14 protein-coding genes, 4 tRNA genes, 1 other RNA gene and 1 pseudogene are annotated in these 19409 nt (G+C 73.4%); 12 read left to right on the top strand and 8 right to left on the bottom strand.

Going from position 1 to position 19409, the window contains the following annotated elements; genetic code table 11:
* Positions 1 to 236: 236 nt before the first annotated feature.
* From BG482_RS36810 to BG482_RS36775, 8 genes are all read left to right on the top strand, one after another.
* Complete coding sequence (locus tag BG482_RS36810) at positions 237 to 554, top strand: Lsr2 family protein (protein WP_069773564.1); 318 nt, start codon at positions 237 to 239, stop codon at positions 552 to 554.
* 178 nt (positions 555 to 732) lie between these two features.
* Positions 733 to 804 (top strand) — tRNA-Gly (locus BG482_RS36805).
* An 80-nt stretch (positions 805 to 884) separates the two neighbouring features.
* Positions 885 to 957: transfer RNA gene (locus tag BG482_RS36800), tRNA-Gly, on the top strand.
* A gap of 206 nt (positions 958 to 1163) precedes the next feature.
* Positions 1164 to 2126 (top strand): ABC transporter ATP-binding protein, encoded by a 963-nt coding sequence (locus BG482_RS36795; protein ID WP_069773563.1) that lies wholly within the window; start codon positions 1164 to 1166, stop codon positions 2124 to 2126.
* Positions 2123 to 2938 carry an ABC transporter permease gene (locus tag BG482_RS36790; RefSeq protein ID WP_069773562.1) on the top strand — a complete coding sequence of 272 codons (816 nt, stop codon included), beginning with the start codon at positions 2123 to 2125 and terminating at the stop codon, positions 2936 to 2938. Before BG482_RS36795 ends, BG482_RS36790 begins: the two co-directional genes overlap by 4 nt.
* A 71-nt stretch (positions 2939 to 3009) precedes the next feature.
* Complete coding sequence (locus BG482_RS36785; protein WP_069773561.1) at positions 3010 to 4248, top strand: sensor histidine kinase; 1239 nt, start codon at positions 3010 to 3012, stop codon at positions 4246 to 4248.
* The gene (locus BG482_RS36780; RefSeq protein WP_069773560.1) at positions 4245 to 4853 is read left to right on the top strand and encodes a response regulator transcription factor; all 609 of its coding nucleotides are present in this window, start codon (positions 4245 to 4247) and stop codon (positions 4851 to 4853) included. The genes BG482_RS36785 and BG482_RS36780 overlap by 4 nt, the downstream gene beginning before the upstream one ends.
* A 37-nt stretch (positions 4854 to 4890) precedes the next feature.
* Positions 4891 to 4966 (top strand) — tRNA-Gly (locus BG482_RS36775).
* A 45-nt stretch (positions 4967 to 5011) separates the two neighbouring features.
* On the opposite strand, the gene BG482_RS36770 is transcribed toward BG482_RS36775, so the two are convergent.
* The 6 genes from BG482_RS36770 to ffs form a co-directional block, all read right to left on the bottom strand.
* Entirely contained in the window at positions 5012 to 5911 is a 900-nt protein-coding gene (locus tag BG482_RS36770; RefSeq protein WP_069773559.1) for a phosphoribosylaminoimidazolesuccinocarboxamide synthase, read from the bottom strand.
* A 148-nt stretch (positions 5912 to 6059) separates the two neighbouring features.
* Positions 6060 to 7574, bottom strand: coding sequence for a N,N-dimethylformamidase beta subunit family domain-containing protein (locus BG482_RS36765; RefSeq protein ID WP_069773558.1), 1515 nt, complete (start codon positions 7572 to 7574; stop codon positions 6060 to 6062).
* A 381-nt stretch (positions 7575 to 7955) separates the two neighbouring features.
* Entirely contained in the window at positions 7956 to 10049 is a 2094-nt protein-coding gene (locus BG482_RS36760; protein WP_370745949.1) for a hypothetical protein, read from the bottom strand.
* A gap of 334 nt (positions 10050 to 10383) precedes the next feature.
* Positions 10384 to 11637, bottom strand: a complete 1254-nt coding sequence (purD, locus tag BG482_RS36755; protein WP_069773557.1) for a phosphoribosylamine--glycine ligase — start codon at positions 11635 to 11637, stop codon at positions 10384 to 10386.
* A gap of 143 nt (positions 11638 to 11780) precedes the next feature.
* Complete coding sequence (locus BG482_RS36750; protein WP_069773577.1) at positions 11781 to 14240, bottom strand: DNA polymerase III subunit gamma and tau; 2460 nt, start codon at positions 14238 to 14240, stop codon at positions 11781 to 11783.
* A 73-nt stretch (positions 14241 to 14313) separates the two neighbouring features.
* Positions 14314 to 14412, bottom strand: an RNA gene (gene ffs / locus BG482_RS36745) — signal recognition particle sRNA small type.
* 71 nt (positions 14413 to 14483) lie between these two features.
* Here ffs and BG482_RS36740 point away from each other — a divergent pair.
* The 3 genes from BG482_RS36740 to BG482_RS41925 all read left to right on the top strand — a co-directional run bounded on the left by BG482_RS36740 (position 14484) and on the right by BG482_RS41925 (position 17151).
* Positions 14484 to 14571: transfer RNA gene (locus BG482_RS36740), tRNA-Ser, on the top strand.
* A gap of 272 nt (positions 14572 to 14843) precedes the next feature.
* Entirely contained in the window at positions 14844 to 16121 is a 1278-nt protein-coding gene (locus tag BG482_RS36735; protein WP_069773556.1) for a M23 family metallopeptidase, read from the top strand.
* A 394-nt stretch (positions 16122 to 16515) separates the two neighbouring features.
* A complete protein-coding gene (locus BG482_RS41925) occupies positions 16516 to 17151 on the top strand; it encodes a helicase-associated domain-containing protein (protein WP_370745948.1) in 636 nt (211 codons plus the stop codon).
* Here BG482_RS41925 and BG482_RS36725 read toward each other — a convergent pair.
* Positions 17108 to 17506 carry a VOC family protein gene (locus tag BG482_RS36725; RefSeq protein ID WP_069773554.1) on the bottom strand — a complete coding sequence of 133 codons (399 nt, stop codon included), beginning with the start codon at positions 17504 to 17506 and terminating at the stop codon, positions 17108 to 17110. The two genes, BG482_RS41925 and BG482_RS36725, sit on opposite strands and share 44 nt — an antisense overlap.
* A gap of 92 nt (positions 17507 to 17598) precedes the next feature.
* Between BG482_RS36725 and BG482_RS36720 the strand changes: the two genes are divergently transcribed.
* On the top strand, positions 17599 to 18624 hold the full coding sequence (locus BG482_RS36720; protein WP_069773553.1) for a YafY family protein: 1026 nt from the start codon (positions 17599 to 17601) through the stop codon (positions 18622 to 18624).
* Between the two features lie 6 nt (positions 18625 to 18630).
* Here the strand turns inward: BG482_RS36720 and BG482_RS44370 are convergent.
* Positions 18631 to 19409: pseudogene (locus BG482_RS44370) on the bottom strand (WSD1 family O-acyltransferase); the annotation flags it as partial.

Raw genomic sequence — 19409 nt, 5'->3', positions numbered from 1 at the left:
GTGACGGCCATCACGGTGGCCGTCACGATCCCGCATCGGCGGGGGACGTTCACGAAAAGTTACGGGAAAGATCCCCGGCCATGCGCGGATACCTATTGCGCCCGGACACGCGGACAGATTTAGTCGGGCTTCACAATGCATTGCCGCGCACTGTACAAATGAATTAGAAATAGCCGAGACTCGGCACGACGCCACGGCTGAACCGTTTGTGGCGCCGGACGAAGGGACCGATATTCGTGGCGCAGAAGGTCGTGGTCACTCTCTTTGACGACATCGACGGCTCAGAAGCGGCGGAAACGATCGCCTTCGGGCTCGACGGCAAGTCGTACGAGATCGACCTGAATGAAGGCAATGCCGAGAAACTGCGTAAGGCGCTCGAGCCCTACGTCGAGGCCGGCCGCAAGCGGTCGAAGTCGGGCAAGGCCTACAAGCAGACGGAGGTCGCCCCCGACCCGGCGGCGGTCCGGGCCTGGGCCCAGGCCAACAAGATGGAGGTGCCGGCCCGCGGCCGGATCCCCAAGAAGGTCTACGAGGCGTTCACCGACGCCCAGTGAGCGATCCCCGGTGAACGGCACCCGGAGAGCGGCGCCCTCGCGCCCTCCCCGCGGGCCCGGGCCGACGGCCGGTCACCCGCCCCTCGAACGAACCGACTTGCGCTGCACCCCTCCCGGTCGGCTAGAGTCTGGAGCACGCCGAGGGGCGAGGCCGAAAAGCCCAGCTCACGGAGTACATGCGGGTGTAGTTCAGTAGTAGAACATCCCCCTTCCAGGGGGAAGGCGCAGTGTGCAATTCCTGTCACCCGCTCTGCACCGCCGGTCTGACCAGTCTTCTGGATCAGGTAGGCTGGTGCTCGCGCCGATCGGTGAGAGCCGGTCGGAGGCAATGCGGACGTAGCTCAGTTGGTAGAGCGCAACCTTGCCAAGGTTGAGGTCGCGAGTTCGAGCCTCGTCGTCCGCTCGGGAATCAGACCCCGGTCCACTGGACCGGGGTCTTTTCGTGCGCCCTGGACCCGTGCCTCGTGGACCCGTCCCTCCCGAACCCGTGCGCCCCGAACCCGTGCGCCCCGAAGGCACGGGCGCCGCACGGCATCGTCTGACATATGTCATACGGAGTGGTGACACCTCGCACTGCTGCCGGCCTCGGGCCGCCGGGAGTCTGGAGGCATGAACACGAATGAACACGTGATCGAGGTCACCGGCCTCCGGCGTGTGTACGGGGGCGGGTTCGAAGCGGTCCGCGGAATCTCCTTCCACGTCGGCCGCGGCGAGATCTTCGCGCTGCTCGGCACCAACGGCGCCGGAAAGACATCCACGGTCGAGTTGCTGGAAGGGCTCGCGCGGCCCGACGGCGGACGGGTCTCGGTGCTCGGCCACGACCCGTACACCGAGCGGGCCGCCGTACGGCCGCGCACCGGCGTGATGCTCCAGGAGGGCGGCTTCCCCTCCGAGCTGACCGTCGCCGAGACGGCACGGATGTGGGCCGGATGCGTGAGCGGCGCCCGTCCGATCGGGCGGGCGCTGGCACTGGTCGGGCTCACCGCGCGGGCCGACGTCCGGGTCAAGCAGCTGTCCGGGGGCGAGCGGCGGCGCCTGGACCTGGCGCTCGCGGTGCTCGGCGAACCCGAGGTGCTGTTCCTGGACGAGCCGTCGACCGGTCTGGACGCCGAGGGCCGGCGGGACACCTGGGACCTGGTGCGCGCCCTGCGCGGCGCGGGCACCACGGTGCTGCTGACCACGCACTACCTGGAAGAGGCCGAGCAGCTCGCCGACCGGCTGGCCATCCTGCACCGGGGCCGCATCGCCGCCGCGGGGACGCCCGCCGAGGTGACCGCCGCCCAGCCGTCCCGGATCTCCTTCGAACTGCCCGAGGGGTATCTCCCGGGCGACCTGCCGCCGCTGGGCGAGCTGGGCGTGTGCGGACACGAGATCGACGGGCGCGTCATACGGCTGCGCACCCGGGAACTGCAGCGGGCCGCGACCGGACTGCTGGTCTGGGCGCAGCGGACCGGGATCGAGCTGCGCCGGCTCGACGTGCGGTCGGCCTCACTGGAGGAGGCGTTCCTGGGAATCGCCCGGGAGGCGTCGGACAACGCGGCGACCGACGAGCCCGAGGAGGTCGCGGCATGAGCGGGACGACGATGCAGGACACGGCCGGCCGTGCGACCGCGGGAGCGGTCACGACAACCGCACGCCGGATGGCCGCCCTCGCGCGGGCGGAACTCACGCTGCTCGGCCGCAGCCGGAGCACGCTCCTCATGGCCGTGCTCGTGCCGCTGGCGCTGCCGGTCAGCCTCGCCCCGACGGTCGACGGCATGCACGTCCGGGACGTGGGGCTCACCGCCGGCCTGGTGCTGCTGCCCGCCGCGATCGGCTTCTCCCTGCTGTTCGGGGTGTATTCGGCGCTGACGGTCATCTACACCGCCCGGCGCGAGGAGTTGGTGCTGAAGCGACTGCGCACCGGCGAGCTGCGGGACGTAGAGATCCTCGGCGGGACGGCGCTGCCGGTCCTCGTGACGGGGCTGGTGCAGTCGGCGGTGCTGGTGGCCGGCTCCACCGCCCTGCTGGACGTGCCGGCTCCGAAGGCGCCACTTCTCGCCGTTCTGGGCCTGCTGTCCGGCCTGGTGATGTGCGCGGCGCTCGCGGCCGTCACGGCGGCGGCGACCCGGTCCGTGGAGAGCGCGCAGGTCACCACGGCGCCGGTGGTGCTCGTGTCGATGGCCGGGTCCGGGGTGGCCGTCCCCCTGGAGCTGCTGCCCCACGGGCTCGCCTCGGCCTGCGCCTCACTGCCGCTGTCCCCGGTGATCACCCTGATCCGCGGCGGCTGGACCGGAGCCCTGTCGACGCACGACGCGCTGGGCGCCGTGGGAACCGCACTGGCCTGGACCGCGTTGGCGGTGTTTGCTGTACGGCGGTGGTTCCGGTGGGAACCCCGGCGTTGAGGGGCACGGGGCGCCCGGAGCACGGACACACGGAGCGCCGGGAGCGCGGACACGGGGAGACGGGGGCGCGGATGCGCGGGCCGTGGGGATGGTGGCGGCGCAAGAGCACGCCCGCGAAGGTCGAGACGTACACACGGTGGTCGTTCCACTTCTTCGCCGTGGCGGAGTTCATGGCGGCGGGGCTGCCCTCCACCGGGGGGCTGCCCGCCGGGGGGCTGCCCGCCGGGCTGGGGCTGCAGGCGCTGACGCTCGCGCACTGCACGCTCGGCGCGGTGACGGCGTCACGGGCGCTGGACTGGACGCGCGGGCGCCGGCCCCAGCCCGTCCGGCTGCTGTGGACCCTCGCCGCCGTCACCGCGACGGTCGCCGTCGCCGCGTCGGCGGTCGCGGAGGGCGGCCCGGACCACGAGGGCGTCCACGCCGTGGCGGGCGCCGTCTTCGGCGTCGTCCTGGCCTTCGGGGCCGGCTTCACCGCGCTCGGCGTGCGCAGCCGGCGGCGGGTGCTGGCGGTCGTCACCGGCTTCGCCCTGGGCGCCGGGGTCATGGCGCTCCCGGTCGGACTGCCCGGCGCGGCCATCCTGGCGACGATGGCAGCGGTGTTCTTCGGCGGCGGATTCCTCGCCTTCACCTCGGTCTTCTCCGTCTGGCTGCTCGACACCGTCTTCCGGCTGGACGAGGCCCGCGACACCCGGGCCCGGCTCGCCGTCGCCGAGGAGCGGCTGCGGTTCGGGCGGGATCTGCACGACGTGATGGGCCGGAACCTGGCGGTGATCGCCCTGAAGAGCGAGCTGGCCGTGCAGCTGGCCCGGCGCGGGCGGCCGGACGCCGTGGAGCAGATGATCGAGGTGCAGCGCATCGCGCGGGAGTCGCAGCGTGAGGTGCGCGACGTCGTACGCGGCTACCGGGAGGCCGACCTGGGCATCGAACTCGCGGGCGCACAGGGCGTGTTGACGGCCGCGGGAATCGCCTGCGAGGTGAGCGGGGAGCCCGGCGGACTGCCCGCCGAGGTGCAGTCCGCGCTCGGCTGGGTGGTGCGCGAGACCACCACCAACGTGCTGCGGCACGGCGACGCGGGCCGATGCTCGGTGGCGTTGCGGAGGACGGCGGAAGGCGTGGTGCTGACGGTGGAGAACGACGGGGCGGAGGGGCCGACCGGCGCGGGCGGCGGGTCGGGGCTCGCCGGGCTGCGGGAGCGGCTGCGCGGGGTCGACGGGACGCTGGAGGCCGGACTCGTCGGAACGGGCACGTTCCGCGTGGTCGCCGAGGTGCCGCTGAGTGAGAGAACGGCCGTGAGAGAGGTCACTTCATGACGGTGCGCGTGCTGCTCGCGGACGACGAGCACCTGATCCGGGGCGCCCTGGCCGCGCTGCTGTCCCTGGAGGACGACCTGGTGATCGTCGCCGAGGCGGCCACCGGGCCGGAGGCGCTGGCGATGGCGCGGGCCCACGAACCCGACGTGGCCGTCCTCGATCTGCAGATGCCGGGCGCCGACGGTGTGAAGGTCGCCACATCCCTGCGGGCCGAACTGCCCGGCTGCCGGGCGCTGATCGTCACCAGCCACGGGCGTCCGGGACATCTCAAACGGGCGCTTGCGGCCGGTGTGCGCGGGTTCGTCCCGAAGACGGTGAGCGCCCAGCGGCTCGCCGAGATCATCCGCACGGTGCATGCCGGGAACCGGTACGTGGACCCGGAGTTGGCGGCCGACGCGATCGCCGCCGGCGACTCGCCGCTGACCTCGCGCGAGGCGGAGGTGCTCGAACTCGCCGCCGACGGGGCGCCCGTCGCGGAGATCGCCGAGCGGGCCGCGCTGTCGCAGGGCACCGTGCGGAACTACCTGTCGTCGGCCGTCTCCAAGCTCGGGGCGGAGAACCGGCACACGGCGGTGCGGATCGCGCGGGAGCGGGGTTGGGTATAGTTGGCCTCGCGCCACGGCACGTTCACCACGGCGCAGTGCGGACGTAGCTCAGTTGGTAGAGCGCAACCTTGCCAAGGTTGAGGTCGCGAGTTCGAGCCTCGTCGTCCGCTCCATCGGAAAGGCCCCGGTCATCGACCGGGGCCTTTCGCGTGGGCCGCTCACGCCCAGGCGGTGCCCGTCAGACGCTCGTAGGCCTCGACGTACTTCGCGCGGGTCGCGTCCACGATGTGCTGGGGCAGCGGCGGCGGAGGCTGCTCGCTGTGGCGGTCCCAGCCGGACTCGGCCGAGGTCAGCCAGTCGCGCACGAACTGCTTGTCGTACGAGGGCTGTGCGCGGCCCGGCTGCCACTGGTCGGCCGGCCAGAAACGGGACGAGTCCGGGGTGAGGACCTCGTCGGCGATGACCAGGGTCTCGCCGTCGAAGCCGAACTCGAACTTGGTGTCGGCGAGGATGACGCCCCGGTCGCGGGCGATGTCGCGGGCCCGGCCGTAGACGGCCAGGGTGGCCTGGCGGAGCTGGGCCGCGGTGTCGGCGCCGACCTGGCGGGCGACCTCCTCGTAGGAGACGTTCTCGTCGTGCTCCCCGACGGCTGCCTTGGTGGCCGGGGTGAAGATCGGCGCCGGGAGCTCGCTGCCGTCCACCAGGCCCTCGGGGAGGGCGAGGCCGCAGACCGTGCGGGACTCCCGGTACTCGACGAGGCCCGAGCCGGTGAGGTAGCCGCGGGCCACGCACTCGACGGGGATCATCCGCAGCGACTTGCAGATCAGCGTGCGACCGGCCCAGTCGGCGGGGGCGCCGGCGGGCGGCTCCGTGCTCAGGACGTGGTTCGGGGCCAGGTCGGCGAGCCGGTCGAACCACCACAGGGAGAGCTGCGTGAGGATGCGGCCCTTGTCGGGGATCTCGGTCGGCAGCACCCAGTCGTAGGCGGACGTGCGGTCGCTGGCGACCATCACGAGGTCGCCCGCCTCGTTCTGGTACAGCTCGCGCACCTTGCCGGTGTGCAGATGCACCAGGCCCGGCACCTGAAGGGGCTCGGGCTTTTCTACGAATCCGGACACGGTTCCTCCCCGTGGTTCTGACCTGGAGGATCGATTGTCCCTCAGTTCAGGATTGATCTGGGACGCCGGGTGGCGGGACGGGCCGGGTCGACGGGTGGGACGGGGTCTGAAGGGGCCTGAAAGGGCGTCGCACGAGGTCGGACGGGGATCAGTCGCGCTTGCAGATGCGGTCCAGGAGGTTGGCCGTGGCGCGTTGGACCCGGGGGTCCACATGGCCGGGGCGGTCCAGGGCCGGCGACCAGGCGAACGTGCCGGACGCGAACACCAGGGCGCCCGAGGGGGCGCGGTAGAGGGAGGTCTCCTGGTGGCGCGGGACGCCCTCGCCGTCGCGGTACGGCGAGTGGGCGAGGAGGATGCGGTCCTCGTGCCGCGGAAGCGGGGTGCGCGGGAAGTAGCGGTCGGCCTCGCCCGCGACCAGACCCTCGATGCCCTCGCCCTCACCCGCGCCGGTCGCCTCCCACAGCCAGTGGTCGGCGTTGCGGACGATCAACGGATGCGGCTCGGGCACCCGGCCCGCGTACTGGATGCCCACCAACTGCTGCTCGGCGCGGTCGATCTCCCGCCACAGCACGGGCCTGCCGGGCCCCTTGCGCTTGCGGCAGGTGAGCAGACGGCTGGGCACGCCGGACGGCGACGGACCCAACTCCACCTGCCAGTAGACGGAGTTGGCGGAGAGGAACACGAGCGAGGTGCCGCTGTCCCGGGCGAGTTCCACGGTCCGGCGCATGTTCGTGGACCAGTACTCGTCGTGACCGGGGAAGACCAGGCCCCGGTAACGGGTGGGGTCGACGTGACCGGCGTGCAGGTCGCGGGCGTCGGCGTAGGCGAGGTCGTAGCCGTAGCGCTCGGCCCAGCGGATGAAGTCGTAGGCGTGGCCGACGTGCAGGGGTAAGCCCGCGCCCGCGTACGGCCGGTCGAAGGAGACCGTGGTCGCCGCGTCGGCCTCGCCGAGGAGACGGCCCTTCTCGTCCCAGGCGTGGTAGAGGCTGGCGCCGGTGCGGCCGTCCTCGGGGTAGAGGTTGTAGGCCTGCCAGGTGATGTCGGGCAGGATCAGGAGCAGGTCGGCGGGGTGCTGGTCGCCGACCGTGAAGGGCACGTGGGAGCGGTGGCCGTCGGCGGTGGTGAGGACGGCGACATACGCGCCCACGTTCCAGTACGACGGGACCTGCAGACGCCACGAGAGCCACCAGTGGTGGCAGGAGACCGTGCGATCGGCGGTCAGGGGCGGCGGCTGGACGATGCCGGACAGGCGCGGGCTGGTGGTGATCTTGGCGGCGCCGTCGCCGTCGTAGTGGCCGATGCGGTAGACGTCGACGCTGAATTCCTGGGGAGGATCGACGGTGACGTGGAAGTCCAGGGCGTCCCCGGGGGCGACCGTTCCCGTCGAGACGAAGCCCTTGATCTGACGGCGCACGTCGTCGGCCGAGCGGGGGCCGCCGGCCCCGGGGGCGGAGCGGGGACCGGGAATGCGGGGGGCGCCCTGCGCCGAGACGGACGCCGCCGGGTCCACGTACCAGGGGACCACCTGGCCGGTGTCGTCGAAGTACGTCTCGCTGCCGCGCAGCCAGGGCACCGGGCCCTGGCCGAAGGGGTCGGTCACGGCGTGGGCCAGTGCTCCCGACTCCCATCGGCGGATGTGCTCCGGTCCTGGTCCGGGTCCCATGGTGCTCCCCTCCCTCGTGCCCCCGTGATGGCTCGTACGGACGTGACCGCCCCGTGTGTTCGGTCTTGCGCCGCCTGTCCTATGTCGCAAGCCCTTGCCATGGGCTCTATCGGTCCCAGCACATCACATAACGCGCGCAGGCAGTCACTATTCGTTGTGAATTGGCCGAAAGTGGAATTCGCTCCTCCGTTAGCCCTGGCACCGGCGCCGGACGGGACGCCGGCAGGACGCGCGCGGGACGGCGGGCGGCCGGACCGCGTGAGCACGGGGCTCCGGCTCGCGCGGTTCCGGGGCTCGGGGCTCCGGGCTCCGGGCCCCGGGTGGCTGCGGGCCCTGATCGGGGCGGTGGTGCGGGGGTGCGGCGGAGGGGCCGGGGCGTGCTCAGCCCAGCCGCACGGGCTTCTCCGGTCGTATGCCGAGCTCCACGAGCCAGGTCCGCAGAGGGCCCGCGTCGCCGTCCTCCACGAGGCTGAGGACCCGGGGGGTCAGGTCGGGCACCCGCTCGCCGTCGACCAGGAGCGTCGGTCCGTCGAGCCAGTCGAGGCCCGGCGTCGCACCGACGGTGTCCATCGCGGCGCAGCAGACCATCGCCGTGACGTGGTCGGCGAGGAGCTCCCGGTCCGTGCGCGGAGGCTGGAGCGGGAACAGGGGGAACGCCGCGTCGTCCCAGAGGGCCGAGTCGGGCCCCTGACCGGCGGCGAGCGGCCCGGCGCCGTCCGTGGGCACGACCGCCGCCTCCTCCCGGCCGACCTCGGCCCCGAGCCGGGCGGCGAGCGCGGCGCTGCGGGGGTTGGCGGGCGGTGGATCGTCGTCGCCGTCGGGGACGAAGGCGGAGACCAGGTGTGCGAGGTCGGGGGTCTCTGGGTGGTCGACGGGGACCGCCGCGGGGGCGGGGCCGGGACCGGCCTCAAGGGGGACGAGGGGCTCACCCTGAGCGGCGGAGGAGAGCGAGGAGTCGGCGGACGGGGCCGAGCCCGGACCGAGGGCCTGGCCCGGGCCAGGGTTCTGGCTCGGGTTCGGATGGTGACTCGGGCTCACGCCCGGGTTCTGGCTCGGGTTCGTCGGGCGGGGCTTGTCCGCCGCCGGGGCCGTGCCGGGCAAGGGGCCCGTGCCCGTCGCAGGCTGTTCCGTCGGCCGGTGGCCCGGGTCCGACGGGCCGTACGTCACCGCAGGCGCCGGAGGGAGGCCGTCCGTGAGGTGGTCCAGGACTCGGGCCAGGGTGGGGCCGCCGGGATGGCGGACGGTCGTGGGGTCGGGGGCGCGGCGGACGCCGAGGGCGTCCAGGACCCGGTGGAGGCGGGCCGCGTCGGTGCGCCACTTGCGGTCGACGACCTCGTCCGGGTAGTCCTCCCAGGCCACCGGGGACCACTCCGGGCCGGGCTCCGGGGGGCCGCCGTGGAAGAGACGGGCGGCGAGCAGCGAGGCGGCCTCGTCGACGGTGCCGGGCTCTTCGAGCAGGTCACAGGCGGGGCGTTCGCCGAGGCGGGAGGCGAAGCCCTCGGCCAGCCTGTCGCGCCGGGACAGCTCGGTGAGCGCCGCGACGACTCCCGCGTCCAGCCGGGAGGGCCAGCGGCCCATGCGCCACGCCGGCAGCGCCACGCGGGTGAGCAGCCGGTCCCAGCCCGCGTACGCCAGGCCCACCTGCTCCTGGGCGACGATGCGCAGCCCGTAGTCCACAGCCTGTGCGCGTTCGGCGGCCGCGGCCGCCACCCCGCGCTCCATCTCGCCGGCGTGCAGCTGACAGCCGCGCAGCATCAGGCGCGCGACCCAGCCGATGCCCGAACACGCGGGCCGCAGGACGGGGTGCCTGCCGCCCTGCTGGACGCAGACGGCCACCGCCGCGTCCAGACCCCGCACGAAGCGCCGGGCCGCGGCTATGTCGGGGTGCGCCGAAGGGCCCGTACCGGCGACGACCGGGGCGAGCACGGCGCGCAGCTCGCCGACGCGCATCCACCACAGGAACGGGGAGCCTATGACGAGGACGGGCGCTGCCGCCGTACGGCGGTGGAGCGGTCCGTGGGCGCCGCCCGGACCGGCTATCTCGTCGCCGTCACGGGGCGGGGGCGAGCCGTGGGCCGGATGGGTGCGGTCCTCCAGCCAGCTGTCGCAGTCCGGGGTGAGGGCTATCGACGAGGGCGCGGGGACGTCGAGGCGGTCGGCCAGGTCGCGGACCAGCCGGTACAGATCGGGGGCCGCTCCCTCGGCGACGGCCACCGTGGGGCTGACGGCGGGCCGGGCCCGCGCGATGACCAGCGCGATCACCGCGGCGGCGAGCAGCACGACGGCGGCGACGGTGTACACGACCACGCGCGCGTCGCCCCAGCCCGGGCCCGTGAGGTGCCCGGTGGCACCGCCCGCGCCCAGGATCACGGCGGCGGCCGCGGGCAGCAGCGCGACGGCCAGCGCCCGGCTGCGGACGCGCAGCACGGCCAGTGCCCGAGCGCGGGCTGCCTGCGCGCCCACCTCCACACCCATACCGGTCACGACCGGACGTCACCCCCTCCCTGCAGTCCTGTGTCCCCCGGCTGTCTTCGCAGTGCTCACTCCCCCACTGTGGCACCGACCACTGACATCGCAATGCCGGTGGGCCAAGTGCCGGAACGAGGGCCGGGAGGCTTGCGCCGCACCCTAGTTGGCGGTCCGGCCCCCGTCAGCCGGATGCTTCAGCGTCACTCGATGGAATGGCTCTGGGGAAAGGTGTATGACGCTGGGCAACGATCAGGCCCCGGGTTCCCTGGACCCTCCGTGCGGAGGTCCCTGGTGCCCCGGGGCCTGGGAAACAACTGATGAGAAGCGGTTCCGGCCGCTGTTACGCCTCGGCCGCCGCCTTCGCGGCGATGTCCGTACGGTGCTGGGAGCCGTCCAGCCCGACTCGCGCCACCGCCCGGTACGCGCGGTCGCGGGCCTCGGTGAGGCCGGCGCCGGTCGCGGTGACGGACAGCACGCGACCGCCGGCGCTGACGACCGCGTCGCCGTCCCGCTTCGTGCCGGCGTGCAGCACGTAGGCGTGCGGGGCGTCCTCGGCGGCCACCTCGGCGAGGCCGGTGATCGGATCGCCGGTGCGCGGGTCGCCGGGGTAGTTGTGCGAGGCGATGACGACCGTGACGGCGGCGTCCTCGCTCCAGCGCAGGGGCGGCAGGTCGGCGAGCTCGCCGGTGGCGGCCGCCGCGAGGACGCCCGCCAGCGGGGTCTTCAGCCGGGCCAGGACGACCTGCGTCTCGGGGTCGCCGAAGCGGGCGTTGAACTCGATGACCCGGACACCGCGGCCGGTGATCGCGAGGCCCGCGTACAGCAGCCCGGAGAACGGGGTGCCGCGGCGGCGCATCTCGTCGACGGTCGGCTGGAGAACGGTCTCCATGACCTCCTCGACCAGCTTCGGGTCGGCCCACGGCAGTGGCGAGTACGCGCCCATGCCGCCCGTGTTGGGGCCCTCGTCGCCGTCGAGGGCGCGCTTGAAGTCCTGGGCGGGCTGCAGCGGGACGACGCTCACACCGTCGGTGATCGCGAAGAGGGAGACCTCCGGGCCGTCGAGGAACTCCTCGATGACGACCCGGTCGCAGGCGGCCGCGTGCGCCGCGGCGGCCTCCGGGTCGTCGGTGACGACGACGCCCTTGCCGGCGGCCAGACCGTCGTCCTTGACGACGTACGGCGCACCGAAGGCGTCCAGGGCCTCGGCAGCCTCCTCTGCGGTGGTGCACACATAGGAGCGGGCGGTCGGCACACCGGCCGCCGCCATCACGTCCTTGGCGAACGCCTTGGAACCTTCCAGCTGCGCGGCCTCCTTCGAGGGGCCGAACACCGGGATGCCCGCCTCGCGCACGGCGTCGGCGACCCCGGCGACCAACGGCGCCTCCGGGCCTACGACGACCAGTTCGGCGCCGAGTTCGACGGCCAGCGCACGGACGGCCGCGCCGTCCAGGGCGTCGACCTGGTGCAGCTCGGCGACCTCGGCGATGCCGGCGTTGCCGGGCGCGCAGTGCAGCGCGGTGACGGCGGGGTCGAGGGACAGTGAGCGGCACAGGGCGTGTTCGCGGGCGCCGCTGCCGATGACGAGGACGTTCACGAGGATCAGCCTAACCGCCGCGGGCGGCTCGCCTTGTGCGGGCCGCCGAGAGACGGAAGCCGGGGACGCTGTGTGTTCCTCCAAGCCCGGCGTTCCCCGGAGCACGGGGTCCTCCGCGCGTCCGGCCGCCGAGGAGGCCTGCGCTACTCGTTGGTGAACTCCTCCACCACGGTCGCTCCCAGCTCCCGCACGATCAGTTCGTAGCCGGAGAGGGCGGACTCGTTGAGGTCGGGATCGTCGTCCTCGGGGGTGTCGTCCTCGGGGGCCACCGGCTCCGGGGCCGGCGGACGGGACGGGCCCGGCGCGGAACCGGCGGGGGCGGAGGACTGCGTCGATGCCGAGGAGGGTCTGTGCTGGGCCGGACCGCCCCCGGCCGGCCCGGAGGACGAGGCCGAGGAATAGGAAGAGGCCGACGGGTTCGCCGTCCCGCCGTCGCCGTGCCCCCCGTAGCCGACGGAACCGCCGGAGCCCCCCGCGTTGCCGTACCCGCCGGGGCCGCCGGGGCCGCCGGACCCGCCCGGCGCCCCGTAGCCGCCGGGAGCGCCGGCGCCGAAGCCGCCGCCACCGCCGCCGCTGAAGCCGCCGGACGGCGAGGGGCCCGAACCGCCGGACGGGTCGACGACCGCGTCGATCTTCCACTGGACGTTGAACTGCTCGGCCAGCGCCTGCCGCAGCACCTCCTCGCTGCCGCTGCTCGCGAAGTTGTCGCGGGCGCCGACGTTGACGAAGCCGATCTGGAGGGTCGTGCCGTCGAACCCGGCGACGTGAGCGTTCTGGCTGAGCAGGATCCACGTGAAACGGCGCCGGTTCTTGACGGCTTCGAGGATGTTGGGCCAGAGCATGCGGGGGTCGGGACCGCCGGAGGGGGGCGCGTACCCGGCGGGCGCGGCCGCCGACACCGGCGAGGGGGCGGGGGGTGGGGCGGCTGCCGGAGCCGAGGCCGCGGGGCCCGCCTGAGGGGTGGGTGCGGGGCCGGCCGGGGGCCGCCCGCCGCCGCCCGCGGGTGCGGCCGTGGGCCAGCCGCCGGGTCGCCGCCCGCCGCCGACCGCCGTGGCGGTGGGCCAGGCGCCTGGAGCGGGCTGAGCGGGAGGCTCCTCCGCGGGCGGGACCGCCTGGGCGGCGGCGGGCGCGGGCGCGGGAGCCGGCGTGGGTGTGGGTGTGGACGGGTGCGTCGGAGGGGCCGCGGCGGGAGCGGCCGGGGGCTGCTCGGGCGGGGTGGGCGCCACGGACGTCATGGCCGGGACAGGCCCGGAGGCCTGACCCGGCCCCTGGCCCCGCACCGCCGCGCGGGCCGCGGCGGCCCCGCCGCCCGGCGGGATCGACGCTCCGTCGGCCATGGCGGCCCCGCCGTGCGCCTCGGGCCCGGGCACGTACCCCATCGCCGGCATGGCGGGCATCCCCTGCACGGGCCCCTGCCCGGCGACGGCGCCGCCCGGCGAGAAGTTCACGCCACGCTCGATGCGGTCGAGGCGGGCCATGACGGACCGCTCGTCCCCGTAGGCGGCGGGCAGCATCACGCGCGCGCAGATCAGCTCCAGCTGGAGGCGGGGCGAGGTGGCGCCGCGCATCTCGGTGAGGCCCTCGTTGACCAGGTCGGCGGCGCGGCTCAGCTCGGCGGCGCCGAAGACTCCGGCCTGGGCCTGCATGCGCTCGATGACGTCGACCGGGGCGTCGATCAGCCCCTTCTCCGCCGCGTCGGGGACGGCGGCGAGGATGACGAGGTCCCGCAGCCGCTCCAACAGGTCGGCGACGAACCGCCGGGGGTCGTTGCCCCCCTCGATGATGCGGTCCACGACCTCGAAGGCGGCGGCCCCGTCTCCCGTGGCGAAGGCCTCGACGACGGAGTCGAGCAGCGAGCTTTCCGTGTAACCGAGGAGGGAGGTCGCCATGGCGTATGTCACACCCGCGTCGCTCGCGCCGGCGAGCAGCTGGTCCATGACGGACATGGAGTCACGCACGGATCCCGCGCCGGAGCGCACGACGAGCGGCAGCACCGCCTCGTCGACGGGGATGCCCTCCTGCTGGCACACCTCGCCCAGGTACTCCCGCAGCGTTCCCGGCGGCACGAGCCGGAACGGGTAGTGATGCGTCCGCGACCGGATGGTCCCGATGACCTTCTCGGGCTCGGTGGTGGCGAAGATGAACTTCAGATGCTCCGGCGGCTCCTCGACGACCTTGAGGAGCGCGTTGAAACCGGCCGACGTGACCATGTGGGCCTCGTCGATGATGTAGATCTTGTAGCGGCTGCGGGCAGGCCCGAAGAACGCCTTTTCCCGCAGGTCACGGGCGTCGTCCACACCGCCGTGCGAAGCGGCGTCGATCTCGATGACGTCGATGGATCCCGGGCCGTTCCTGGCCAGGTCCTTGCACGACTCGCACTCTCCGCACGGCGTCGGCGTGGGCCCCTGCTCGCAGTTCAGGCACCGCGCCAGGATCCGCGCGCTGGTGGTCTTCCCGCATCCACGCGGCCCGCTGAACAGGTACGCGTGATTGACCCGGTTGTTCCGTAGCGCCTGCTGCAGCGGGTCGGTGACATGCTCCTGCCCGATGACCTCGGCGAACGACTCCGGGCGATAGCGGCGGTACAGCGCGAGAGACGACACGCATACGAGGTTATAGGCGACCGCTGACATCGGACCCACGCCCGGTTCCCGCCGGCCCCCGCCCGACCCCGTGAACGCAAGCGCCCCCCACGCACCCGCCAGAGCCGACCTACCCTTGCTGCCTTCCGGCCCTGGGGGAGTTCAGTCAGATAGCGCCGCGTGAGGGGCTTCGCACAGGCTACAGGATCTGAGCGGGGGGAACGAGTTCGCGAGCACTCCTCAACGTCTTGTATTGTTTGCCGCGGAGGATTCGCCTAGAGGCCTAGGGCGCACGCTTGGAAAGCGTGTTGGGGGCAACCCCTCACGAGTTCGAATCTCGTATCCTCCGCCAGTGCCTCACCGGGCACGAAGTCGAAGGGCCCCGCTGCTCGCAGCGGGGCCCTTCGTCGTTTCGCCGACCTCGTTGTCCCTGCCTACGACGCCGCGAAGCTGGCCTGGCGGCGACGGCTCGGTGGTCGGTGCGGCTGGACGGGTGTAGTTCGGCACCCGCCTCCGGCGCCCTCCGCCCGAAGCGGCGTACCGCCGGATTACATGGGCCTGCGCCTCGGCGCGGGGCGTGCCGGTGTCCTTCACGGTCCCGGATCCGACGAAGGAAAGAGCGCAATGGCAGAGCGCGACGCTCGCAACCGCACTGGCCGCCGCCCGCTACTTCGCGGGCTCGCCGCCGCCGTGCTCGCGGCCGGCATGCTGGTGACCGCGGCGGGACCCGGGTACGGGACCGGCGCGGCCGCCCCGGCACCCGGCCCCCAGTTCACACCGCTGACGGCGGCGGTGATGACCGAACCGACGCCGTTCGTCGCCACGGACGGCAGGACGCACCTCTCGTACGAGCTGCTCACCGCGAGCGCTCTGTCCACCGGCACGCCGCTGCGGCTCGACCGTGTCGACGTCCGGGACGCCCGCACGCACCGGGTCGTCGGCTCGCTGAGCGGGCAGGCGCTGGCCGAGGCCGCCAATCCTGTCGGCGACCCCCTGCCGGGTGCCGACGGGTACACCCCGCCGCCCCCGGCGCCGACGCCGACCGTCATCCAGGGCTCCCAGAAGTGGATCATCTGGCTCGACCTGATCCTCGACCGCGGCCGCCGGGCGGTGCCCAAGGTCCTCGAACACCATCTCGCGGGTGCGGTCCTGTCCCCCTCCGGCCCCTCCGCCTTCGAGGAGACGGTGCAGCCCACCCGTACCTCCGGCCGCCCGCCGTTGAACCTGGACCCGCCGGTCCGTCCCGGCACCTGGTACTCCAGCGAGTCGTGCTGCGGCAACACCCACCACCGGCGCGGCCTCGCCCCGATCAACGGCCGCTTCGACGTGCCGCAGCGCTTCGCGATCGACTGGTACCGGGTCGGCAGGCGCGGGCAGGCTTGGGAAGGCGACCCCTCAAGGCTCACCAGCTACCTGAGCTACCGGCAGCCGGTCGTGGCCGCGGCCGGCGGCAGGGTGGTGGAGGTCCGGGACGGCATCCCGGACAACCGGCCGCCCCTCACGCCGCCCGTCCCGCCGATCGAGGACACCGTCGGCAACCACGTCACCGTGGAAGTCGCACCGGGCCGCTATCTGCTCTACGCCCACCTGGAACCCGGCTCGCTGCGCGTCCGCGAGGGCGACCGCGTCGCATCCGGCCGGGTCCTCGGGCTGATCGGCAACAGCGGCAACTCCACCACGCCGCACCTGCACTTCCAGGTGATGACCACAGCCCAGTTCTTCCCCACCGACAGCCCGCCGTTCACCTTCCGGCAGTTCCGCGTCCTCGGACAGGTCGTACCGCGGATCTGGGACGACAACCTGGGCCTGCAGCCGACCGGCGTCCTGCCGATCACACCCTCGCCGTACGACGGCCCTCACCGCGCGCGGTATCCGCTCGACCGCGAGGTGCTGAAGTTCTGACCGGACCCGATCGGGCCATTGTCCTGGTCTTTGTCCAGTGCGTGGACGTACACCACCGTTCACACCCGTTCAAGCGAGCCGCCCGACCTGCCGCGCGAACGTCCACGGACGGCCCGGAACGGCCATGCGGACAGTGGGAGAGCGTGTTGGGGGCAACCCCTCACGGGTCGAATCTCGTACCCTCCGCCAGTGCCTCACCGGGCACGATGTCGAAGGGCCCCACCGTTCGCGGTGGGGCCCTTCGTCGGTCGTCGATACGGCGGAGCGGCCTGGGCCCGCCTGTGATGTTTCCTCTCTGTCGAGATGCACCCTCGTGAAGTCCCGATCGCCGCTTGCGACTTGGCTCTCCGGAACCGCGCTCGGTGAGTGAGCTGGCGGACCGGGCACGGCGTCGGTGTGGCGCTTCAGCGCCGGCAGTGTCCGCCGGGCCCCGGACGCCGGCCGCACCGCGGACGCCATCACGGCCGACCTGGTCACCTGCTCCGCCACGGCTCTGCCACAGCCGCTGGCCTATCTCGTCGCCGACACCGCACGAGGTCGTGGACGGGTGCGCATCGCCCCGCGGCCTGTGTCATCCACGGCGACGAACCCGCGCTCCTGGCCGAACTCGCCGCCCACCGCGCACTGTCCGAGCTCGGTCTGCGGCAGCTCGCCCCGACGGTCCTGGTCAGCGGCAGCCCACCCGCGACGACTCTCGCGACGCTCCGTACTGCGGGTTACGCCCCGGTCGCCGAGACCGCCGGGGGAACGGTCCGCATCGAAAGGCACCAGCCGCAGCAGGCCGCCGCTGCCGTCCCGGCCGCGCGCAGGAACCTTTGGCGGCCAAGCCCCCGGACCACAGCGACCCGCGCCTCGGACCTGCCGGAGATGCCCACCGACACCGACTCGACCCGCCCTGCCTCGACGCCTGGTGCCACCTGCGCGAAGCGGAACGCGTCTTCACTCTCTCCCGCGTCCAAAGCGTGATGCCCGCGTAGGAGGCGGATTCAGTGGGCGAACTTCTCGAGGGCGGCCGGAGTCACCGGGGTGAAGAAGTTGACGAGGTTGCCGTCGGGGTCGCGGAAGAGGAGGGACCGGTTGCCCCACGGCATCGTGGTGGGCTCGTTGACGAAGTCGGTGACGAAGCCGGACAGGTTTCCGTGCACGCGGTCCACGTCGTCGACGAGGAACTCGATGATCACGCTGTGGTTGGCCGCCGGGCGGGCGGACCCCGGAGCGAACATCGCGACGGTGCGCACGCCCCCGATCGCCAGGGTGCCGTTCGCGGTGGTCAGTTCGGCGAAGTCTTCGGTGGCCCAGGTCGCCGCCACCCCCGTGGCCTTCTCGTAGAACGCGACCAGGCGGGCGACGTCACCGGTGATGATGCGGGTCGAGACGAAGTTCATGGGGTTCTCCCAGGTCGGTGGAGCGCTGTACGTCGCAGGCTAGGACGGATACTGGACAGAATCGGTCCACTATCGGCATTAGGGTCGGCAACATGTCTCGACCCACAGGGCGCGTGCTGACTCTCCTGGAGCTGCTGCAGTCGGGCGGCGTCCGGACGATGGCCGAGCTCGCCGACCGGCTCGGCGTGGACGGGCGGACCGTGCGGCGGTACGTGGACCAGCTGATCGACCTCGACGTGCCGGTGGAGGCCGTGCGAGGCCGCTACGGCGGGTACCGGCTCGCCTCCGGGTACCGTCTGCCCCCGCTGATGTTCAGCGACGACGAGGCGCTCGCCGTGCTGCTCGGCCTGCTCGCCGGCCGCCGGTCGGGGCTGACGACGACGGACACGGCGAGCGAGACGGCGGCGGCCAAGATCCGCAGGGTGCTGCCCCACCGCCTGGCCCGCCGCCTCGACACCGTCCTGGAGTCCCTCGCCTTCACGGCCGCGCCCGGGGAGTCCGCCGGCCCGGACGCCGAGGTCCTGCTCACCGTCGCCGACGCGGTACGCCATCGTCGTCCGCTCTCGATCAGATACACCGACCGCGAGGGCCGCCGCGGCGAACGCCCGCTGCACGCCTATGGGATCGTCGCCCACGCGGGCCGCTGGTACGTCACGGGCACGGACCCCGAAGTCGGCGAGGACCGGACGTTCCGGCTCGATCGCATCGCGGCCGCGCGGACCCTGTCCGGTTCGTTCGAGACGCCCGCAGGACTCGATCCGGCGCGGCGCGTGGTGTCGGGGTTCGCCACCGCCGACTACCGCCACCACGTGACCTTGCGCATCCACGGAACGGTCGAGGGGATCCGCACCCGTCTCCCGGCCACCGTGGCGACCCTGGAGGAGACGGACTCCGTGGCAGACGCCGACGATCCGGCGAAGGGGCCGGCGGCCGGTCCGGGGACCGATCCGGCGGCCGAGCGTTGGCTGCGCGTCGAACTGCGGGCCGAGCGGCTCGACTGGCTGCCGCCCGTACTGGCCTCGCTCGACCGGCCGTTCGTCGTCGAGCGCCCCGATGAACTGCGCGACCTCGTCATCGCGTTCGCCGACCGTCTCGCGTCCCGCGCCCGCCGGGCCTGACGGCGGTCACCCCCGTCCGGCGTCGTCCGCCGTCCGCGCCCGGCCCCCCTCCGCCAGCGAGGCCAGTTCGGTCAGGAAGGCTTCGGCCAGGAGGGTCGCGTCCTGGCTTCCCGAGTTGGTGGCGACGCTCAGGGTGTGGCCCTGGGTGCAGCCGCCCAGGGCGAAGGTGGCCGTGCCGGCCGGGGGCACCATGGGGACGATGTTCAGGCTGCGCAGCGGTCGTCCGGCCAGGGTCTGCCCCTGTTCGCGCAGGTGGACGTAGGAGCAGGCCGCCGGGGCGTAGGCGGGGGCGAAGATCTTGCCGCCGGCCAGTGCCATGGTCGCCCCGGGAAGCACCGCGAGCGTGCCCTCGACGAGTCTCTCCGAGGTGCTCCTGGCCCGGGTGACGGTCGTCAGCAGGCCGGTGCAGGCGGTCAGCCGGGCCGCGGGGTCGGCCAGCGTCACCGGCGCGGGGACCCGCACGTTGGCGAACGCGTTGCCCAGGAACTCCCCGCAGTCGTCCGGGCGTTCGTCGACGGGAACCGACAGCCAGACCGGGCGGGCGACGGGACCGGCGTCGCGGTCGGGGAGCCGGGAGCGCAGGACTCCGGAGACCGCCGCCAGGAACACCTCGTTGGTGGTCGCCGTGCGCCCCGGGGCGGCTTCCCGCGCCGCCCGCAGGAGGTCGGTGCGAAGCCCGACGAGCGCGTAGGCCGGTTCCGGTGCGCCCTGGTGCGGCAGCGGCACGGCGCGTCCCGTGGTCAGCACACCGGGCGGGCCGCCCGCCGCCGGGGCGGGGCGCGCCG

Origin of the sequence: Streptomyces sp. LUP30 (genome assembly GCF_001746365.1) — a bacterium.
GTDB lineage: Bacteria > Actinomycetota > Actinomycetes > Streptomycetales > Streptomycetaceae > Streptomyces.
This window is presented reverse-complemented; position numbering and strand designations above follow the sequence as displayed.